We start from the raw sequence: 18,945 nt of genomic DNA, 5'->3' as shown, positions 1-18,945 counted from the left end.
TAGGTTCGAACCATGCACCCCGAAGACGACCACACACCGGCGCACCCCGCTCCGGCACCCGCCCCCGCCGCACCCCAGGGGCCCGGCGCACCCCACGGCGTGCCGCCGGGCCCGGCTCCACGACGGCGACGCGGCCCCCGTCCGGTTCCCCCGGGACGGGAGTACCACCGGGTCCTGACCACGGAGAAGCGCCAGGTCTGGCGCGGGATCGCCGCGCTCGCGCTCCTCATGGGCGGGATGGTGGTCCTCAGCTTCGGGTTCGCGATCCTCGGCATGCTCATCGACCTGATCCTCGGCCGGGACAGCCTGCTGACCGGCGGCGACGAGTACACGCCGGTGCTCCACGCCGCGACCCTGCTCGGCCTCGCCCTGCTCCTCCCGTGGAGCATGCTGATCCAGCGGTGGCTGTACGGCGTGCGCGGCGCCTCACTGCACTCCGTGCTGTCGGCCTTCCGCATGGAGGTCTTCGGACGGGCGCTCCTGGTGATCCTGCCGCTCTGGACGGTCTACATGGCCGTCCTCACCGTGATGGGACCGGCCGCCCCCGAGGCGGACTACCCGTTCCGGGACCTCGTCGCGCTCTTCGCCCTCACGCTCCTGCTGGCGCCGATCCAGTCGGCCGGCGAGGAGTACGGGTTCCGTGGCCTGGCCTTCCGGGTGGCCGCGAGCTGGGGCCGGGGGCCGCGCACGGCGCTGGCGCTGGGCGTCGTGGTGTCGAGCCTGCTGTTCATGACGGCGCACCTCGCGCTCGACCCCTGGCTCAACCTGTACTACTTCACGATGGGCGTGGCCCTGAGCCTCGTCACGTGGCGCACGGGGGGTCTGGAGATCGCGGTGGTCATCCACGCGGTGAACAACACGATCGCCTTCCTGCTGTCGACCGTCCTGCGCAGCGACTTCGCCGAGGGGTTCGACCGCTCCTCGGGAGCCGGGTCGGCGGTGATGCTGGTGCCGTGCGTGCTGCTGGTGGCGATCACGGCCGTGGTCTGGTTCCGCACCCGGCGGACGGGGCCGGAGCTGACCCCGGAGGAGCGGGCACCTCACCCCTCGGTCGCGGGCGGACCGGCTCCGGGGACGTCGGGAACGGCGGGGGTTCCGGAATCGGGGCGGGCGACGGAGAACGGCCCCTGGGGCCCCTGAACCGTCCACTGGCCCGAACGCGGAGAATGCACCGGTGCCGACCCCGGGTCGCTGCCGGTGCGTTTTCCGTCAGGGGTCCGGTGGGTGGCCGAAGGCGGACGGTCCCACCCGTTTCCGCGCTTCGCCCAGGTCTGTTCCGTATTCACCGGGAGCACTTCTCGGCGCGTGCTCGAACGCCGTTACCGGGTGTGCCCCACGGCCCCGGCGGCGCAGGCCTCCGGACCTTTTCGGGCCCCGGTTTCCGGCCACGGGCGCGGCCGGAGGCGGACGGTCACTCGGACGCGGTCCGCGCTTCCTGGGCGGGGACCCGCATTCCGCGCTCGCGCCCGTAGTCGGCGAGCATCTCGCGGAGCTGGCGCCGGGCCCGGTGCAGGCGGGACATCACCGTGCCCAGGGGCGTGCCCATGCGCGCGGCGACCTCCTTGTAGGCGTACCCCTCGATGTCCACGAGGTAGATGACCTCCTGGAACTCCTCGGGAAGGCGGGCCAGGGCCTGCTTGATGTCGGAGTCGGGCAGGTGGTCCAGGACCTCGGTCTCGGCCGAGCGCATCCCCGACGAGGTGTGCGTCTCGGCGGCGGCCAGCTGCCAGTCCTTGATCTCGTCAGTGGTCTCCTGGCGCGGTTCCCGCTGCTTCTTGCGATAGCTGTTGATAAAGGTGTTGGTCAGGATCCGGTAAAGCCAGGCCCGCAGGTTGGTTCCGGCACGGAACTGGTGGAAATTCGCGAAGGCCTTGGCGAACGTCTCCTGGACCAGGTCCTCGGCGTCGGCCGGATTGCGCGTCATGCGCAGGGCCGTCGGGTACAGCTGGTCGGCGAACGGTGTCACCGCGGTGGCGAAGTCCAGTGTCTGCGCCTCGTCACGGGCCCCACCGGTCGTGGAGATCTGATCCTTTTCGAGAGTCGTCAAGATTCCCCCTCGGGACGACCGAATGATCACTTCCACCCTGTAAGACGCCGCCGCACGCTCCCAATGATGACAGCAATTGTGGTGATACGGGTCACGAACGAGTCGAATCCGTCACCTGTCCCGGCAAGGACCCGGCAAAGGTCCGTGTGGCCCCTGGCCAGGACGCGTGCGCGTCCCCGGGTGTCATACGCTGGCGTCGCCCGCCAGGCGCGTCCGGACGAGGCGCCCTACAGAACGGCGGACCAGTGGCATACCCATTTTTCCTGTGGAGGACCTGTGGCCCGCGTCGTGGTTGACGTCATGCTCAAGCCCGAGATCCTGGACCCGCAGGGCCAGGCCATCGCCGGCGCCTGCCCCCGCCTCGGTTTCGAGGGGATCGAACAGGTCCGCCAGGGCAAGCGCTTCGAGGTCGAGGTCGAGGGCGAGGTGGACGAGGCGAAGCTCGCCGACGTGCGCCGTCTGGCCGAGACCCTGCTCGCCAACACCGTGATCGAGGACTTCGAGGTCCGCCCCGCCTGATCCCGGTTCCCAGGGGCACCGGGGGCCACGGGGTGGGAGCGGCGCACGGCTGGGAAACGGTCGTCGCCAACCGCGTCCCCAGGTCCCCCGAGTGTCGGAAGTGTCCCGGATGTTCAGCCGCGTCCCTTCGAGGGCGCGGCTGTTCGTTTTACCCGCGGCGGCCTCGGGAAGGGTTCCTACCGTGCCGAGCTGGTAACCGACACGGAGCACGAGAGGTACACGGATGGACACCGTTTTCTCGATCTCCCTCCCCAGGCAGGCGTACACGGTCGCCGTCGTACGCGACGTCCTCGGCGCGCTGCTTCGCCGATCGGGCCTGTGCGCCGGGTGTGTCGACGACATACTCCTGGCCGCCTCCGAGGCCTGTTCCAACGCCGTCGAACACGGGGAGACATCCCCCGACTACGAGGTGAGCGTGGAGCTCGCCACCCACTGGTGCGAACTCCAGATCTCCCAGCCCGGGAGGGCCCCTGAGAGCGGGGCGCTCGTCCGGAGATTCGCCTCGGAACACACGCCCCTCCCGGGCCTGACATCGGAATCGGGCAGGGGCATCTCACTGATGCGGTACCTCATGGACGAGGTCGACCTGCGTCCCGAACCCCACACCACTGTCATCCTGCGCAAACGCGTCACCACCTGCGACCCCGCCCATCGGGGGGCCTCGGAACGGGGCCAGCCCTCGACGCGCTTCGCGCTCCTGTAGACCGACCCCGGACCCGGGTCCCCGCCCGTCCCCGCGCGCCGTCCGCGCGGGACGCGGCGTGCGCGGGGGTCACCCCCGCCCAGTGACGTACGCCTCGCGGACTGTCGAGTCGCACACCCGCACCCCCTCCAGACGGGCCTTCCTTGGGAGGATCACACAGGACGAACCCCCTCGAAGGGGGTGAGGGTCGTACCCGAGCACAGGTGAGCGGGTACGCTGCGGATGTGGGGCGTGTTCCGTGGAATCCTCCGCGCTCGCGTCGCCAGGCTGTCTTCCGCCGTCCCGGCGACGGGCCAGCCGCCGACTCCTCCCCGTCGAACAAACAAACTCGGAGTGTGCTCATGACAGCCCGTGTGGGCGTCGTCACCTTCCCAGGCTCCCTTGACGACAAGGACGCCGCTCGCGCGGTCTCCCTGGCGGGTGCCGAACCCGTCGCGCTCTGGCACGCGGACCCCGACCTCAAGGGGGTCGACGCGGTGGTCCTGCCCGGCGGCTTCTCCTACGGGGACTACCTCCGCTGCGGCGCCATCGCCCGGTTCGCCCCGCTGATGTCCGAGCTGGTCCCGGCGGCGCGTTCGGGCGCCCTGCCGGTCCTGGGCATCTGCAACGGCTTCCAGATCCTCTGCGAGAGCCACCTGCTCCCCGGTGCCCTCACCCGCAACTCCTCGCTGCGGTTCGTCAACCGCGACCAGGTCCTGCGGATGGAGAACACCCGGACCGCGTGGACCAACGGCTACGACGAGGGCCAGGAGATCCTCGTCGTCCTCAAGAGCGGCGAGGGCAGCTACGTCGCCGACGAGGAGACCCTGGACCAGCTGGAGTCCGAGGGCCGGGTCGTCGCCCGCTACGTCGGGGGCAACCCCAACGGTTCGCGGCGCGACATCGCGGGCGTCACCAACGCACACGGCAACGTGGTCGGGCTGATGCCGCACCCCGAGCACGCGGTCGAGGCGCTGACCGGACCCTCCACCGAGGGGCTGGGCTTCTTCACCTCGATCCTCGGCCACCTGGCCGCCCCGGCCCAGGCCTGACCCACCACCGAACCGACGCACCCCGACAGGGAGACGATCCTCGCGATGATGGCGCTGCTGCGCTCCCGGAGACTGCTGTACGTACTCGTGGGGCTGGTCGTGGTCGGCCTCGTGGTCTCCGGGGCCATCGGCCTCTTCCAGTCGTTCAACTCGCCCCCGGTGGTCTCCCCGGGTGCCGGCCAGGAGCAGCAGGCCCCCGGGCAGCAGGGCGAGCAGGGCTCTCCCCCGCCGGAGGTCGATGCGCTGGGCAGCCCGCCGTCCGGGTTCACCTACGTCGACCAGGACGAGGCCCACTGCTCCCAGGGGCAGTGCTTCCGCCTCATCGTGATCGCGGGTGAGGAGGGCGAGGAGTTCGACGGCGAGTCCCAGGAGGCGGTCCGTACGGTGTACGAGCACCTGCTCGCCAACGGCTGGCGCCAGGAGCTCCCGCAGGGCGTCGAGTCCGAGGACGACGTCGACCTCGTGGACACCGTGCTCTCCGACGACACGACCCTGGTCGCGAACTCCACCGGCGCCGACCCCGACGCCCAGCCGCTGCTGATGCTCGGCAACGCGGGCACGCCCGCAGACTGATCCGGTGCCGGGCGGCGGACACAGCCAAGGCTCGGCCTCCACCCTCCGCGCAACCCCGCGACACCCGAACGGAAGCACCGCATGTCTGAAGCACCCGGTCTCGACACCGTCGCCACCGCGACAGCCAGTCCGGACACTCCGCAGCCGTACGCCGAACTGGGCATGCCCAGGGACGAGTACGAGCGGGTCCGCGAGATCCTGGGCCGCCGCCCCACCGCCGCCGAGCTGGCCATCTACTCGGTGATGTGGAGCGAGCACTGCTCCTACAAGTCCTCCAAGGTGCACCTGCGCCAGTTCGGTGAGAAGGCCCCGGAGAACGACGCCCTGCTCGTGGGCATGGGCGAGAACGCGGGGGTCGTGGACGTCGGCGACGGCAACGCGGTCACGTTCAAGATCGAGTCGCACAACAGCCCCTCATTCGTCGAGCCCCACCAGGGCGCGGCCACCGGTGTGGGCGGCATCGTCCGCGACATCCTCACCATGGGCGCCCGCCCCGTGGCCGTGATGGACGCCCTGCGCTTCGGCCCCGCCGACGCCGACGACACCAAGCGGATGCTGCCCGGCGTGACCTCCGGCATCTCCTTCTACGGCAACTGCCTCGGTCTGCCCAACATCGGCGGCGAGATCGGCTTCGACCGCAGCTACCTCGGCAACCCGCTGGTGAACGCCCTGTGCGTGGGCGTGCTCAAACACGAGGACATCAAGCTCGCCCAGGCGCCCGGCCCGGGCAACAAGGTGGTCCTGTTCGGTTCCACCACCGGCCCCGACGGCATCGGCGGCGCCTCGGTGCTGGCCAGCGCCTCCTTCGACGAGGAACTGGAGTCCAAGCGGCCCAGCGTCCAGGTCGGCGACCCGTTCATGGAGAAGCTCCTCATCGAGTGCAGCCTGGAGCTGTACGCCCAGGACATGGTCGTCGGCATCCAGGACCTCGGCGCCGCGGGTGTCTCCTGTGCCACCACCGAGCTCGCCGCTGGCGGCACCGGCGGCATGAACATCCAGCTGGACCGGGTACCGCTGCGCGACCACCGGCTCACGCCTGAGGAGATCCTCATGAGCGAGTCGCAGGAGCGCATGATGGCGATCGTCGAGCCCGCCAAGATGCCCGACTTCCTCGCGGTCTGCGACAAGTGGGGCATCCTCGCCGCCGAGATCGGCGAGGTCACCGAGGTCACCCCCGAGGAGGCCGAGCGCGGCGGCCGCCTGGTGATGACCTGGCACGGCGAGACCGTCGTGGACATGCCGCCCCGGACCGCCTCCGACGAGGGCCCGGTCTACCAGCGCCCCTTCGCCCGCCCGGAGAGCCAGGACGCCCTCCAGGCCGACGACGCCGCGAAGCTGCCCCGCCCCGAGGGCGACGCCGAACTCCGCGAGCAGCTCCTGCGGGTGCTGGGCGCGCCGGGCGTGTGCGACCCGACCTGGGTCACCCAGCAGTACGACAGCTACGTGCGCGGCGACACGGTGGTGTCCACCCCGCACGACTCCGGCATGATCCGGATCTCCGACGACTCCGACCGCGGCGTGGCTCTGGCCACCGACGGCAACGGCCGGTACACCCTCCTGGACCCCTACGTCGGCACCCAGCTGGCCTACGCCGAGGCCTTCCGGAACGTCTCCGCCACGGGCGCGCGCCCGCTGGCGGTGACCAACTGTCTCAACTTCGGTTCGCCGGAGGACTCCGGGGTCATGTGGCAGTTCGCGGAGACCACGCGCGGCCTGGCGGACGCCTGCCAGCAGCTGGGCACCCCGGTGACCGGCGGCAACGTCAGTTTCTACAACCAGACCGGTGACGTGGCGATCAACCCGACCCCGGTGATCGGTGTGCTCGGGGTGATCGACGACGTCAACGCCCGGCTGCGCTCCGGGTTCGACACCGACGGCGCCCGCGTGTTCCTGCTGGGTGAGACCCGCGCCGAGTTCGGCGGGTCCGCCTGGGCCGACGTCGTCCACGATCACCTGGGCGGGCTGCCGCCGCAGGTGGACCTGCCCGCCGAGGCGGCCCTCGGTGAGGTGCTGGCCTCCTCCGCCGAGCAGGGCCTGGCCGCGGCGGCGCACGACCTCTCGGACGGCGGTCTGGCCGTCGCCCTCGCGGAGGCCGCCCTGCGCGGCCGCAGGGGTCTGCGGGTCGAGGTGGACGGCGACGCCTTCACTTCCCTGTTCAGCGAGTCCGCCGCCCGCGCGATCGTCGCCGTGAAGCCGGGCCGGGAGGAGGCCTTCGTGGCCCTGGCCGCCCAGCACGGCGTTCCCGTCACGCAGATCGGCACCGTCGGCGGCGAGAGCCTGTCGGTGATCCACCCGGGCGGCGTGGTGGAGATCGGCCTGGACGAGCTCCGCGCCACCTACGAGGAGACCCTGCCCGCCCTGATGAACGGCGTGTAGGCACCCGAGACGACGAGGGGGCACTCCCACACGGGGGTGCCCCTTCCGCGTTCCGGAAGGCGCGCGAGCCCGGGAGTCCTCAGAGCCTCCCGGTCCCGCAGTCGACGTAGTCGACGACGCTCTCCTCGTAGGCCTCGTGGCTGTCGAGTGTCCCCGCGAACGCGTCCATGTAGTCCTCGACGAACTCCTCGGCCTCGACGGCCTCGCCGCACCAGGTGACCTCGTTCTGGCGCATGGTGCCCCCCAGGGCACCGTCGATCCGGTTCAGGTTGAGCGAGGTGTCCCACGTGTCCTTGTCGAGTTCGACGGCGTACCCGTCGCCCTCTTCGTGGACGACTCCGGCGTCGAACAGCACGTCCCTGGTGGGACCCGTGTTCGCGATGACCTCGTGGGAGTCGCCCTCGGTGAACATGCGGTCCAGGGTGCGCACCCGCACCTCACGTTCCACCCAGAACACCGGGATGTGGGACGCGGTCTCCTCGGGCTCCGCTTCGGCTTCGGTGTCGGGGGTGGAACAGCCTGTCAGGAGCAGGACCAGCGGCAGGGCGACGACCAGGAAGGCGGGCACGCGGCCCTCACGGTGGGACAACCTTCTCCTTCGGACGACGGGGCGGAGTCCTCCGCCCATTCTCCCGGTCTCGGGACCCGTCGGGACGGCACCCCGAAACGTGCGTCCGGCTCCACTGGGGTAGGACTGTTCACAGGGAGGTGTCAACGACATGGAACGTGCCAGACGCGGCAGGTTGAAGGGGGCCCTGGGGACCCACGACCGCCCGGCGAGCGCGCTGGGCTTCCGGCTGGTCCTGGCGGTGTTCGGGGCGCTGGTCCTGCTCCTCGGAACGGCGGCGGCCATCGTGCTGACCCACCAGGCCTGGCTCGTGGTCGTCCTCGGGGTCGGGTTCGTCGCCGCGTGCGTGAACGTCTACTGGGTGAGCCGCCGACTCCGCTACGAGCGGCCCGGCCACTGAGCGCGCGGTGAACGCGAAGGAGCGGGGCCCTCCCGGACCCCGCCCCCTCCGGTCACCCGCGGTTCTCGTAACCCTCGGGCAGCCACTTCTCCCACACGTCACGGTTCGCGTTGACCCAGATCTCGGCCGCCTCGGGCGGGGAGATCCCCTGGTCGGCGATCATCTGCGCGACCTCGTTCTGCTGGGAGTTGGTCCACTTCCAGTTGTGGAGGAAGCGGTACGCGTAGTCGTCCTCCTCCACGAAACCGGTCCTGAAGATCTTGTTCAGGTCGTAGACCGGGTAGTCGCAGGGAACGTCGTCCAGGTTGGCGTCACAACCCTCGTGGTAGTCGGGGAAGTCGACCTTGACCAGGTCCACCTCCTCCTGGAACCACTGCGGGTCGTAGAAGTAGAAGAGCACCGGCTCCTGGTTGGCGTACCTGCGCCGCACCTCGGTGATCTGCGCCGCCTCCGACCCGGCGTAGACGATCTCCAGGTCCAGGTCGAAGGCGTTGATCATCCCCTGGTCCTGGCTGACGAACCCGGGAGCCCCCGCCAGGAACTCGCCCCGCTCGCCCGTCTGCGCCGTCCGGAACAGGTCGGTGTTGGCCTTCAGTCCCTCCAGGGTGGTGATCTCCGGGATCTCCTCCGCCAGGTAGGCGGGGACGTACCAGCCGATCACGCCCTCGTTGCCGTTGGGGCCGCCGTCCACGGCCGTGCCGTTGCCGTCGGGACCATAGAGCTCGAACAGGTCCTCGTGACCCCAGTTCTCCACGATCACGTCCATGACGCCCTGGTCGAGGGCCTGCCACGAGGGCTGCTCGTCCACGCGGACGAGCTGGACCTCGTAGCCCATCTCCTCGCGCAGGATGTTGGCCAGCACCTCGGCGCTCGCCTCGTAGCCCACCCAGCCGTTCACGGCGATCCGCACGGTGTTCGGGTCGCGGGCGATCTGGTCGGTGCGCACCGCGCAGGAGCTCACCATCACCAGGGCCAGCCCCGCCGCGAACAGCCGGAGCAGGGCACTCCTCCTCAGAAACCTAGGCACGGGGTGCCCTCCTTCCCTGCGTCACCCGGTCCAGGAACAGACCCAGGGACACGATCGCCAGACCCGAGGCGATACCCAGCCCCAGTTCGTTCTGGGCCAGGCCGAGCACCACGTCGTTGCCGAGCGCGCCCGCGCCGACCAGCGCGCCCATGACCACCATGGACAGCACCAGGATGATGCCCTGGTTGACCGCCAGCAGAAGGGAGCCGCGCGCCATGGGCAGCTCCACCTTCGTGAGCAGCTGCCACTTCGTCGAACCCTGCGACGTCGCTGCCTCGACGGTGCCCACTGGCACCCCCCGGATGCCGTCGTTCACCAGCCGGATCACCGGCGGCAGGGCGAAGATGACCGCGGCCGCCAGGGCGGGGACGGGCCCCAGCCCGAGCAGCGCCACCGCCGGGATCAGGTACACGAACGGTGGCAGGGTCTGCATGAAGTCGAGCACCGGCCGGAGCACCAGGGCGAACACGTCGCTGCGTGACATCAGGACGCCGACGACCACGCCCAGCGCGATGGTGACCACCGTGGCCACCAGCACCTGGGAGAGCGTGTCCATGGCGTTGTCCCACACGCCCAGCAGCCCGATCGCCAGGAAGCACAGGGCGGAGACCAGCGCGACCCGCTTCCCGGCGAAGATCAGCCCGAACGCGGCGGCGGCGAGCGTCACCAGCCACCACGGCGATCCGCTCAGCAGGTTGTCGAGCGGGCCCAGGATCCAGCTCTGCGTCCAGGATCCCAGTGCGGCGGCGGCCGGACCGATCGCGGACTCGATCGCCTTGTCGGCGGCGTTGACCGGGATGTCGAGCCGGATCGACAGGTCGCGCGGCCAGCCGCCCAGTCCGAAGAGGCGCCCCACGGCGGCGGCCGCGACCGCGACCGCGAGCATCCCGCCGAGGAGGGGCATCCTGTACCGTGGCTCGATCCTCGGGGTGTGCGCTCCGTGGCCGACCGCGCCGGTGACGCGGTCCATCGCGATCGCCAGCATGACGATCGCCAGGCCCGCCTGGAACGCCTGGCCCACGTTGATCTTGGAAAGGGCCTGGTAGATGGCGTCACCGAGGCCGCCCGCGCCGATCACCGACGCGATCACGACCATGGAGACCGCGAGCATGATGGTCTGGTTGACGCCCAGCAGGATGGTGCGCTTGGCCAGCGGCAGCTGCACCTTGGTGAGGATCTGGCCCGGGGTGGAGCCCAGCGAGGCGGCCGCCTCGATCGCGCCCTTGTTCACCTCGCGGATGCCCAGCGCGGTGATCCGCACGACCGGCGGGAGCGCGTAGACGGCCGTCACGACGGCGGCCGACGCGTTCCCGATGCCGAAGAGCAGCACGAACGGCAGCAGGTAGGCGAAGGCCGGCATGATCTGCATGAAGTCCAGCACCGGGCGGATGGCCCGGTAGAAGCCCTCGCTCCGCCCGGCGAGGATGCCGAGCGGGATGCCGAACAGCAGGGCGATGAACACCGAGGTGATGATGAGCGACAGCGTCGTCATCGACTCGTTCCACAGCCCCGTCAGCGCGAACACCGCGAAGGTCGCCAGGACCAGCAGGGCCACCCGCCACCCGGCGACCCGCCAGGACGCGACCACCCCGATGACGGTCACGCCGAGCCAGGTGAGCCCGTTCAGGAACTGGTTGATCAGCACGACGGCCGACCCCAGCCCCACCGAGATGTAGTTGAAGAAGTAGAGGAACAGCGGGCTGTCGTTGCGGTTCGCGACGATCCAGGCGTAGACCCCGTCGAGCCAGGCCATGAAACCGTTGCCGATGGCACCGGGGAAGCCGCTGGCCCAGGGGGGCGAGCCCGCCAGACGGGTCAGCTGGTAGCCGACGACGAGGACCACGACCACCAGCAGGGCCTGGAACCAGCTCCTGCGCAGGAGGCCTTCGTCACCCCCCGCGCCACGCGTGCCGGAGTCCGTGGCTCCGGCGGGTTCGGTCACCGTGGCCATGTCACCCACCGTTCCCCGTCGCGTCGGCGCCGCCGTGGTCGACGGCGTCGTCGGAGATCTCCTCCACCGCCTCCTCGACCATCGCGTCGACCTGTTCGGCGCCCTCCAACTGGTCCTCGGCGATGGCGCGCAGCACGTCGTCGCGGCCCACGTAGCCGAGGAGGGTGTCGCCCTCCACGACCCGGACCGGCGCGGTGCTCGCGGCGAGCATCGGCAGGACCTCCGCGAGGACGGTGCCGGGCTCGGTGGTCGGGCCGTCGGTGCGCTCGTCCGGGTAGGCGTCGCGGACCAGCCACCGGGCGGTGAGCACGGTGGTGCGGGCGACGTCGGAGGTGAAGTCCGCGACGTAGGAGTTGACCGGCCGACCGACGACCTCCTCCGGGGTGCCCACCTGGACGAGCTCGCCGTCGCGCATGATCGCGATGCGGTCGCCCAGCTTGAGGGCCTCCTGGAGGTCGTGGGTGATGAAGACCGAGGTCTTGTTCAGCTCCTGCTGGAGCCGGATGACCTCGTTCTGCATGTCGCGGCGGATGAGCGGGTCCAGGGCGCTGAACGGCTCGTCGAACAGCAGCACCTGCGGGTCGACGGCCAGGGCGCGGGCCAGGCCCACGCGCTGCTGCATGCCGCCGGAGAGCTCGCCGGGGCGGGACCTCTCGTACCCGGACAGCCCCACCATCTCGATCATCTCCTGGGCCCGTTCGTAGCGTTCGGCGCGCGGCATCCCGCGCACCTCCAGGCCGTAGGCGACGTTGTCGATGATCCTGCGGTTCGGCAGCAGGCCGAAGTGCTGGAAGACCATCGCCATCTTGTGGCGGCGCAGCTCGCGCAGGCGCTGTTCGGTGGCGTCCCCGATGTCCTCGCCGTCGAGCAGGACCGACCCCGAGGTGGGCTCGATCAGGCGGGTGAGGCAGCGGATGAGCGTCGACTTGCCGGACCCGGACAGGCCCATGACCACGAACGTCTCGCCGGGGCGCACGTCGAAGGACACGTCGCGCACCGCGACGGTGCAGCCGGTCTCCTCCTTGATGCGGTCGCGGTCGGCCCGCTCCAGTTCGGTGCCGATGACGTCGTCGGCGTTCTTCCCGAAGATCTTCCACAGGTTGCGGACGGAGAAGGTGACGTCGGTGGGGCCGGTCGCGGGGGCCGCTTCGGCGGCCGGGGCGCTCATCGGGCCTCCCCCTCGGTGGCGGCCCGATCCTCGCGGATGAGGTCGGCGGCGCGCTCACCGAGGGCGAGCACCATCACCATGGGGTTGGGGGTGGGCAGGGTCGGGAACACCGAGGCGTCCGCGACCCGCAGGCCGCGCAGCCCGCGCACCCTCAGGCGGGGGTCGACCACGGCGTGCTCGTCGTCGGCGGCGCCCATCCGGCACGTGCCCGCCGGGTGGTACACGGTGTGCGCGGCGCGACGGCCGTACTCGGACAGCTCCTCGTCCGTCCGGACCTGCGGGCCGGGGGCGACCTCGCGCTTGATCCAGGAGCGGAACGGCTCGGTCGCGGCGACGTCGCGGGCGATCTTCAGCCCGTCCACGATGGTCTTCTCGTCGTACCCGTCGGGGTCGGTGAAGTACCGGAAGTCCAGGGCGGGCTTGGCGGCCGGGTCGGCGCTGGTGAGGTAGAGCTTGCCGCGCGAGCGCGAGCGCGGGATGTTCGGGGTCATGCAGACCGCCCAGCCGTCCTCGGGCGAGTCGTAGCCCAGCCGCTTCGTGTTGTCGTCGAAGGGGATCTGGTAGATGTGGAACATCAGATCGGGGCGGGGATCGTCGTCGCCGCCGCCCCCCCGCCGCACGAACAGCGCCGCGTCGGAGTGCATCACGGTGTTCTCGGGGACCCGCTTCGTGGTCTCCCACATGATGATCGACTCCGGGTGGTCCTGGAGGTTCTCCCCCACGCCGGGCAGGTGGTGCCGGCTCTCGATGCCGAGCGCGCCCAGTTCCTCGGCGTTCCCGACACCGGACAGCATGAGCAGGCGGGGGCTGTCCACGGCGCCCGCCGCGACGATGACCTCCTGTCGGGCGTTGACGGTGATCCGCTCGCCGTCCTTCGTGGTGGCGCTGACGCCGGTGGCGCGGTCCCCGTCGAACAGGACCCTGCCGACCCACGTCTCCAGGAGCACGGTGAGGTTCTCCCGCACGTCCATGACGGGGTGCAGGTAGGCCACCGAGGCCGAGGAACGGTAGCCGGTGTAGGGGTCGTAGGCGATGGACAGGAACCCGGCGCCGTCGGAGAAGCCGCCGCCGTGGGAGGTCAGGGCGTTGAAGTCCTCGACGACCGGGACGTCCGCCGCCTGGGAGGCCGAGGACACCCAGTCCTTGACCATCGTGTTCCGGTCCTTCTCCGCGATGGGGACGATGTTGCACTTGATGCGGTCGGCGTAGGACTGCACGGTGGCGTTGTCCCAGCCCTCGGCGCCCGCCGCCACCCAGTCGTCCAGGTCCTGGGCGAAGGGCCGGAAGCTGATGAGCGTGTTGTGCGAGGAGCAGCCGCCCAGCACCCGGGCGCGCGAGTGCAGGATGTGCGAGTTGCCGTGGGGCTGCTCGGTGGTGGTGTACCCGTAGTCGAGTTCACTGTCGAGGACGCTCAGCCAGTCGCGGAGCCGGAGCACGTGCTCCAGGTCGCGGTCGTCCGGCCCGCCCTCGATGACGCAGACGGTGGTGCCGGGGTCCTCGGTGAGCCGGTTGGCGATCACCGACCCCGCCGTTCCTCCGCCGACGATGACGTAGTCGTAGGTGGTTTCGTTCGTGGACACGGGCCGAATCCTCTCGTTCGTGTGGCTCAGGGGGATGCCGGGGGAAACCGACCTGTGTGTACTCGGTCTGGCTCGCGGTGCCACGGCGTTCGCGGCACTGGGTGAGGAGGGCACCCGCCGACACGGAGGACGGAACCGCGTCGGCGGGTGGCCTGCGGGTCCGGGCGTTCCCGACGCCCGGACCCCGGGGAACGGTGCGCCTAGCCGAACCAGCGCTGGGGCTCGGGCGACAGGTTCCGGTAGACGTGCTTGGCCTCGCGGTACTCGTCGAGTCCGGCCAGGCCGAGCTCGCGGCCGACGCCGCTGCGGCCGAAGCCGCCCCACTCGGCGCCGGGGAAGTAGGGGCCGTAGTCGTTGATCCACACCGTGCCGTGGCGCAGGGCCGCGGCCACGCGCTCGCCACGGGCGGTGTCGTCGGTCCACACGCCGCCGGAGAGCCCGTAGTCGGTGTCGTTGCCGAGCTCGATCGCCTGGGCCTCGGTCTCGAACCGCTCGACGGTCACGACGGGGCCGAACACCTCGGTCTGGACGATGTCCATGGAGCGGTCGCAGTCCACGAACACGGTGGGCCGGTAGAAGTAGCCGTCCCGGAGGTCGGCGTCCTCGGGGCGCCGGCCGCCCGCGATGATCCGGGCGCCCTCCTCGACGCCGCGCGCCACTGCCTTCTCGACCTTCGCGCGGTGCTCGGCGGAGACCAGGGGGCCACAGCGCACGCCCTCGTTCTGGCCCCGGCCGATGCGGATGGCCTCGGCCCGGCGGGCGAGTTCGGTGGTGAAGGCGTCGTGGATGTCGTTGTGCACGATGAGCCGCGCACCGGCCGAGCACACCTGGCCGGAGTGGAAGAATGCGGCGCTGAGCGCGTAGTCCACGGCGGTGTCCAGGTCGACGTCGGGGAAGATGATGTTGGGGTTCTTGCCGCCCAGTTCCAGGGCGATCTTCTTGACCGTCTCGGCGGCCGACGCCATGATCCGGCGCCCGGTGACGAGGCCTCCGGTGAAGGAGACGAGGTCGACGTCGGGGTGTTCGGAGAGGGGGGCTCCGGCGTCGGGGCCGCTGCCCAGGACGAGGTTGACCACACCGGCGGGGACGCCCGCCTCGGTGGTGAGCTCGACCAGCTTGGCGGTGGTCACCGGGGTGACCTCGCTGGGCTTGACGACCATGGTGTTGCCCGCCGCGATGGCCGGGGCCATCTTCCAGGCGAGCTGGAGCAGCGGGTAGTTCCAGGGCGTGATCATGCCGCAGACGCCGACGGGCTCGTACACGACCTTGCTGTGGACGCCCTCGGGGGCGGACACGAGGCGTCCCGCGTCCTTGTCGGCGAGCCCGGCGTAGTAGCGGAAGACGTTGGTGACGTCGTCGACGTCGATCCCGCCCTCCTCGATGGTCTTGCCGGTGTCCAGCGACTCCATGACCGCGATCTCCTCGCGGTCGCGCTGGAGCAGGTCGGCGATCCGTTCGAGGACGCGGCCCCGCTCGTCGGCGGAGGTGCGGCGCCACTCGCCGTGGTCGAAGGCGCGTCGCGCGGCGGCGATGGCGGCTTCGGTGTCGTCCCTGCCGCCCTCGCTGACGATGGTCAGCACGGAGGCGTCGGCCGGGTCCAGGATCTCCCGGACGCGTCCGTTGCGGGCCGCTCTCCACTCGCCGTCGATGTACAGGCTGGTGGCGGAGGACGCTCCGGGTTCGGACAGGTACGGCACGGTCGGCAGGGTTACATGGGTCTGGTTCACGGACCCTCTCTGCCCAGGATCGCTAGTCACAAACAGCCTCGTCTCGTAGGTCACATACGCCACAACGTTCCCATAACCCCCACTGATCAGGGCAGACAGCGCGTTACGGGACGTCTCGGCCGTGGCTCATATCACCAGCCCACCTGGACAGACCTATGCCCCGGCCCTCCCCTCGGACGGGTGGACACACCACCCTGGGGAAGACCGGGACGAGTTCTTTGACGTGCGTTTGTGTGGAACTCGGATGGTTCCGGACGTTCGGCGCGGGGCCGGGTTCAGGCGGCGGCCTCGTCGGTCACGCGGAGGATGGCCTCGACCGCGACGTCGGGCTGGTCCACGTGGATGTAGTGCCCGCTCTCCTCGGCGGTGCTGAGCCGACTGCGGTCGGAGAGCGCCAGCCACTGCTCCTGGCCCTCGGTCCACACCCGCTCCAGGTCGTCGCCGTACTCCGCGATCTCACCGAGGTAGCGGACCCCGTGCTGGATGACCTCCACCGGGATGTCACCGGCCGGGCGGACCTCCGGGTCGCTGTCGATCACGATGCCCTCCGGGTTCTCACCCTGGAAGATGGCCAGGTTCTGCGCCCGCACCTCGGCGCCCTCCCCGGTGGCCGACTCCGGGATCACGCCGGTGATGTCGTCGATCATCGTCGGGGACGTGGCGTCCAGCAGCACCAGCCCGCTGACGCGGTCCTGGTGGTCGGGGGCGTAGCGCGCGGCGATCAGGCCGCCCAGTGAGTGACCGGCCAGGACCACGGGACCGTCACCGGCGACGTCCTCCAGGACGGCGGTCAGCGTCACCCCGGCGTCGTCGATGCTCTGCTGCCCCTCGGGCTGGTCGCTCTCCCCCTCGCCGAGCCGGTCGTAGGAGCAGACCCGCTCGTCCTCGGCCAGGGTCTCCTGCACGTCGGCCAGGGTGTCCAGGCCGTCACCCATCCCGGCCATCAGCACGATGACCGGCCTGCCGTCCGAGGGCGTGCCGGAGCAGGAGACCTGGACGGAGGCGCCGTCGACGTCCAGCGTCTTGGTCCCGGTGAACAGCTGCCCCTCGGTGAGCACCTCGTTGGCGGCGTCCTCCAGGTCCGACTGCACCTCGTCGGCGGCCGACCCCAGTTCGGTGCCCACCTCGGAGAGCACGCCGCACCCGACCAGACCGGGGACCGCCGCGGCGCAGCACAGGGCGGTCAGGGCGGTCGTCCGGAAGGAGCGGAACATGGGGTGCCTCCAGGCAGCGGGTCCGGCCGCGCGGTGCGGCCGGAAGGGGACGTCGGTATGAGGAGAACGCTACGGAAACCGGAGCTCCGGGTCGTCACCGCTGAGTGGACACCCGCACGTAGCTCGCATGGGGGACAAAGGGCGCGTCGCCGTGGCTCCGCGCGACTACACTGCGTCCGTGACCTGGTTCCGACGTCTCCCCCTCCTGTGGCGGCGGCTCGACGTCACCGTTCGAGACCTGCCCCTGGCACTCCTCCTCCTGTCCGTCTCCTGCGTCCCCGACCTGCACGGATACGGCACCCAGGTCGGCGGTGTGCCGGACCGCCCCCTCGACGCCCTGGGCGTGGTCGCGCTCGCCCTCCAGTGCCTGCCCCTGGCCGGTCGACGGCGGTGGCCCGCGCTGACCCTGGCTCTGGTGGCGGTCGGCTTCGCCCTCGACCAGCTGAGCGGCTACCACCTGATCGCCGGGACCGCGATGCCCATCGCGCTCATGAGCGCGGGCGTCCACCTCGACCGGTACCGGCGCACCACCCTGCTGGCGGGCACGGTGGGGTTCGTGGCGCTGGCCTTGGCCCTGACCCGGCTGGGCGAGGGGGAGACCCCGGCCGAGTGGGTCATCTTCTACTTCGCGCACGGCCTGGCCTGGGGGATCGGCTCGTGGGTGCGGTCGACCCGGGTGGCCGAGGCCGAGCGGCGCCGCCGTCTCGCGGCCGACACCCTGGCCGCCGAACGCGCCCGCATCGCGCGGGAACTCCACGACGTCGTCACCCACCACGTCACCGCGATGGTCGTGCAGACCGAGGCCGCGCGCTACCTGACCGCCGCGCCCGAACACCTCGACCGGACCCTGGGCACGGTCACCGACACCGGCCGCCAGGCCATCACCGACCTGCGGCAGCTCCTGGACGTGCTCGACCCCGCCAACCCCGCGCCCGCCAACGACGAAGGGATGCTCGACGTGGTGGAACGGACCCGCCGGGCCGGGCAGCCCGTGGTGTTCAGCGAGGAGGGCGCCCCGGCCGAGGCCGGGAACGGCGCCGAACTCGTCGCGCACCGGGTCGTGCGCGAGGCGCTGACCAACGCCCTCAAGTACGCGCACGGGAGCCCCACCACGGTGCGCGTGCGTCACCGTCCCGAGGAGATCACAGTGAACGTCGACACCGAGCGCCCCGGACCCCCCGGGGTCTCCCCCGGCGGCAGCGGACGGGGCCTGGTCGGGCTGCGCGAGCGCGTCGAGGTCATGGGCGGCGAGTTCTCCGCCGGACCCCGCGGTGAGGGGTTCACCGTGCACGCCCGCATCCCCGCGCGGCCATGAGCATCCGGGTGCTGGTCTGCGACGACCAGGTACTGATCCGCACGGGGCTGGTGACGATCATCGGCGTGCAGCCGGACATGGAGGTCGTCGGTGAGTGCGGTGACGGCCGCGCCGCCGTGGAGCTCGCGGGGCGCCTGCGGCCGGACGTCGTGGTGATGGACGTGCGGATGCCCGAGCTCGACGGGATCGAGGCGACCCGGCTGCTGGCCGGATCGGAGGTGGAGCACCCGGTGAAGGTCCTGGTGGTCACCACGTTCAGCCTCGACGAGTACGTCTACGAGGCGCTGCGCGCGGGCGCGAGCGGGTTCCTGCTCAAGGACGCTCCCCCGGACCAGCTGCTGCACGGCATCCGCACCGTGGCCTCCGGCGCCGCGCTGCTGGACCCCGAGGTCACCCGCCAGCTGGTGGGCCGCTTCGCCGCCCGGATCCGGCCCACCCACGCCCCCGAGACGGACCTCCCCCTCACCCCCCGCGAACGGGAGGTGCTGGGGCTGATCGCCAACGGGCTCTCCAACGGCGAGATCGCCACGAGCCTGTTCATCAGCCAGGAGACCGTGAAGACGTTCGTCTCGCGCATCCTGACCAAACTCGACCTGCGCGACCGCGTCCAGGCGGTGGTGTACGCCTACCGGCACGGCCTGGTGGCGTAGGCGGGGAAGACATATCGGACGCCATCACGTACATTAGGTGTACCTAAGTCGGTTGGTCCGAGTCCCCCCGGGGACCGCTGACCGCACACCCCACCG

Annotated in this window: 17 protein-coding genes; 9 read left to right on the top strand and 8 right to left on the bottom strand. The window is 70.9% G+C overall.

Going from position 1 to position 18,945, the window contains the following annotated elements; translation table 11 throughout:
* Positions 1–12 precede the first annotated feature (12 nt).
* Positions 13–1,140, top strand: a complete 1,128-nt coding sequence (locus ACRWK8_RS03700) for a CPBP family intramembrane glutamic endopeptidase (RefSeq protein WP_431868325.1) — start codon at positions 13–15, stop codon at positions 1,138–1,140.
* Between the two features lie 271 nt (positions 1,141–1,411).
* Here ACRWK8_RS03700 and ACRWK8_RS03695 read toward each other — a convergent pair whose 3' ends face one another.
* Entirely contained in the window at positions 1,412–2,047 is a 636-nt protein-coding gene (locus tag ACRWK8_RS03695) for a sigma-70 family RNA polymerase sigma factor (RefSeq protein WP_378747235.1), read from the bottom strand.
* Between the two features lie 276 nt (positions 2,048–2,323).
* On the opposite strand from ACRWK8_RS03695, the gene purS reads away from it, so the two are divergent.
* From purS to purL, 5 genes are all read left to right on the top strand, one after another.
* Positions 2,324–2,566 carry a phosphoribosylformylglycinamidine synthase subunit PurS gene (gene purS, locus ACRWK8_RS03690; RefSeq protein ID WP_017546939.1) on the top strand — a complete coding sequence of 81 codons (243 nt, stop codon included), beginning with the start codon at positions 2,324–2,326 and terminating at the stop codon, positions 2,564–2,566.
* 223 nt (positions 2,567–2,789) lie between these two features.
* Positions 2,790–3,269: an ATP-binding protein gene (locus tag ACRWK8_RS03685; RefSeq protein WP_378747244.1), complete on the top strand. Its 480-nt coding sequence runs from the start codon at positions 2,790–2,792 to the stop codon at positions 3,267–3,269.
* Between the two features lie 341 nt (positions 3,270–3,610).
* Positions 3,611–4,300: a phosphoribosylformylglycinamidine synthase subunit PurQ gene (gene purQ / locus ACRWK8_RS03680; protein ID WP_017546937.1), complete on the top strand. Its 690-nt coding sequence runs from the start codon at positions 3,611–3,613 to the stop codon at positions 4,298–4,300.
* Positions 4,301–4,345: 45 nt separating this feature from the next.
* Entirely contained in the window at positions 4,346–4,873 is a 528-nt protein-coding gene (locus ACRWK8_RS03675; RefSeq protein ID WP_431868322.1) for a hypothetical protein, read from the top strand.
* Between the two features lie 81 nt (positions 4,874–4,954).
* Positions 4,955–7,249 carry a phosphoribosylformylglycinamidine synthase subunit PurL gene (purL, locus tag ACRWK8_RS03670; RefSeq protein WP_431868320.1) on the top strand — a complete coding sequence of 765 codons (2,295 nt, stop codon included), beginning with the start codon at positions 4,955–4,957 and terminating at the stop codon, positions 7,247–7,249.
* Positions 7,250–7,328: 79 nt separating this feature from the next.
* Here purL and ACRWK8_RS03665 read toward each other — a convergent pair whose 3' ends face one another.
* A complete protein-coding gene (locus tag ACRWK8_RS03665; RefSeq protein WP_431868318.1) occupies positions 7,329–7,838 on the bottom strand; it encodes a hypothetical protein in 510 nt (169 codons plus the stop codon).
* A 130-nt stretch (positions 7,839–7,968) separates the two neighbouring features.
* Between ACRWK8_RS03665 and ACRWK8_RS03660 the strand changes: the two genes are divergently transcribed.
* Entirely contained in the window at positions 7,969–8,217 is a 249-nt protein-coding gene (locus tag ACRWK8_RS03660; protein WP_026129673.1) for a hypothetical protein, read from the top strand.
* 52 nt (positions 8,218–8,269) lie between these two features.
* Here ACRWK8_RS03660 and ACRWK8_RS03655 read toward each other — a convergent pair whose 3' ends face one another.
* The 6 genes from ACRWK8_RS03655 to ACRWK8_RS03630 all read right to left on the bottom strand — a co-directional run bounded on the left by ACRWK8_RS03655 (position 8,270) and on the right by ACRWK8_RS03630 (position 16,884).
* Positions 8,270–9,244 carry a glycine betaine ABC transporter substrate-binding protein gene (locus ACRWK8_RS03655; RefSeq protein WP_017546930.1) on the bottom strand — a complete coding sequence of 325 codons (975 nt, stop codon included), beginning with the start codon at positions 9,242–9,244 and terminating at the stop codon, positions 8,270–8,272.
* The gene (locus ACRWK8_RS03650; RefSeq protein ID WP_378747273.1) at positions 9,237–11,195 is read right to left on the bottom strand and encodes an ABC transporter permease; all 1,959 of its coding nucleotides are present in this window, start codon (positions 11,193–11,195) and stop codon (positions 9,237–9,239) included. The genes ACRWK8_RS03655 and ACRWK8_RS03650 overlap by 8 nt, the downstream gene beginning before the upstream one ends.
* 1 nt (position 11,196) lies before the next feature.
* Positions 11,197–12,363, bottom strand: a complete 1,167-nt coding sequence (locus ACRWK8_RS03645; RefSeq protein WP_378747279.1) for a quaternary amine ABC transporter ATP-binding protein — start codon at positions 12,361–12,363, stop codon at positions 11,197–11,199.
* Entirely contained in the window at positions 12,360–13,943 is a 1,584-nt protein-coding gene (locus tag ACRWK8_RS03640; protein WP_431868314.1) for a GMC family oxidoreductase, read from the bottom strand. Before ACRWK8_RS03640 ends, ACRWK8_RS03645 begins: the two co-directional genes overlap by 4 nt.
* 200 nt (positions 13,944–14,143) lie before the next feature.
* Positions 14,144–15,670: an aldehyde dehydrogenase family protein gene (locus tag ACRWK8_RS03635; RefSeq protein WP_378747293.1), complete on the bottom strand. Its 1,527-nt coding sequence runs from the start codon at positions 15,668–15,670 to the stop codon at positions 14,144–14,146.
* A gap of 275 nt (positions 15,671–15,945) precedes the next feature.
* Positions 15,946–16,884, bottom strand: coding sequence for an alpha/beta fold hydrolase (locus tag ACRWK8_RS03630; protein WP_431868311.1), 939 nt, complete (start codon positions 16,882–16,884; stop codon positions 15,946–15,948).
* Between the two features lie 178 nt (positions 16,885–17,062).
* On the opposite strand from ACRWK8_RS03630, the gene ACRWK8_RS03625 reads away from it, so the two are divergent.
* The gene (locus ACRWK8_RS03625) at positions 17,063–18,199 is read left to right on the top strand and encodes a sensor histidine kinase (RefSeq protein ID WP_431868309.1); all 1,137 of its coding nucleotides are present in this window, start codon (positions 17,063–17,065) and stop codon (positions 18,197–18,199) included.
* Positions 18,196–18,849 carry a response regulator gene (locus ACRWK8_RS03620; protein WP_378747317.1) on the top strand — a complete coding sequence of 218 codons (654 nt, stop codon included), beginning with the start codon at positions 18,196–18,198 and terminating at the stop codon, positions 18,847–18,849. The genes ACRWK8_RS03625 and ACRWK8_RS03620 overlap by 4 nt, the downstream gene beginning before the upstream one ends.
* Positions 18,850–18,945: the final 96 nt, after the last annotated feature.

Origin of the sequence: Nocardiopsis eucommiae (assembly GCF_965344335.1) — a bacterium.
In the GTDB taxonomy this organism is placed as follows: Bacteria; Actinomycetota; Actinomycetes; order Streptosporangiales; family Streptosporangiaceae; genus Nocardiopsis; species Nocardiopsis eucommiae.
The sequence above is the reverse complement of the archived record's forward strand: the minus strand, read 5'-3'. Positions and strand labels throughout refer to the sequence as shown.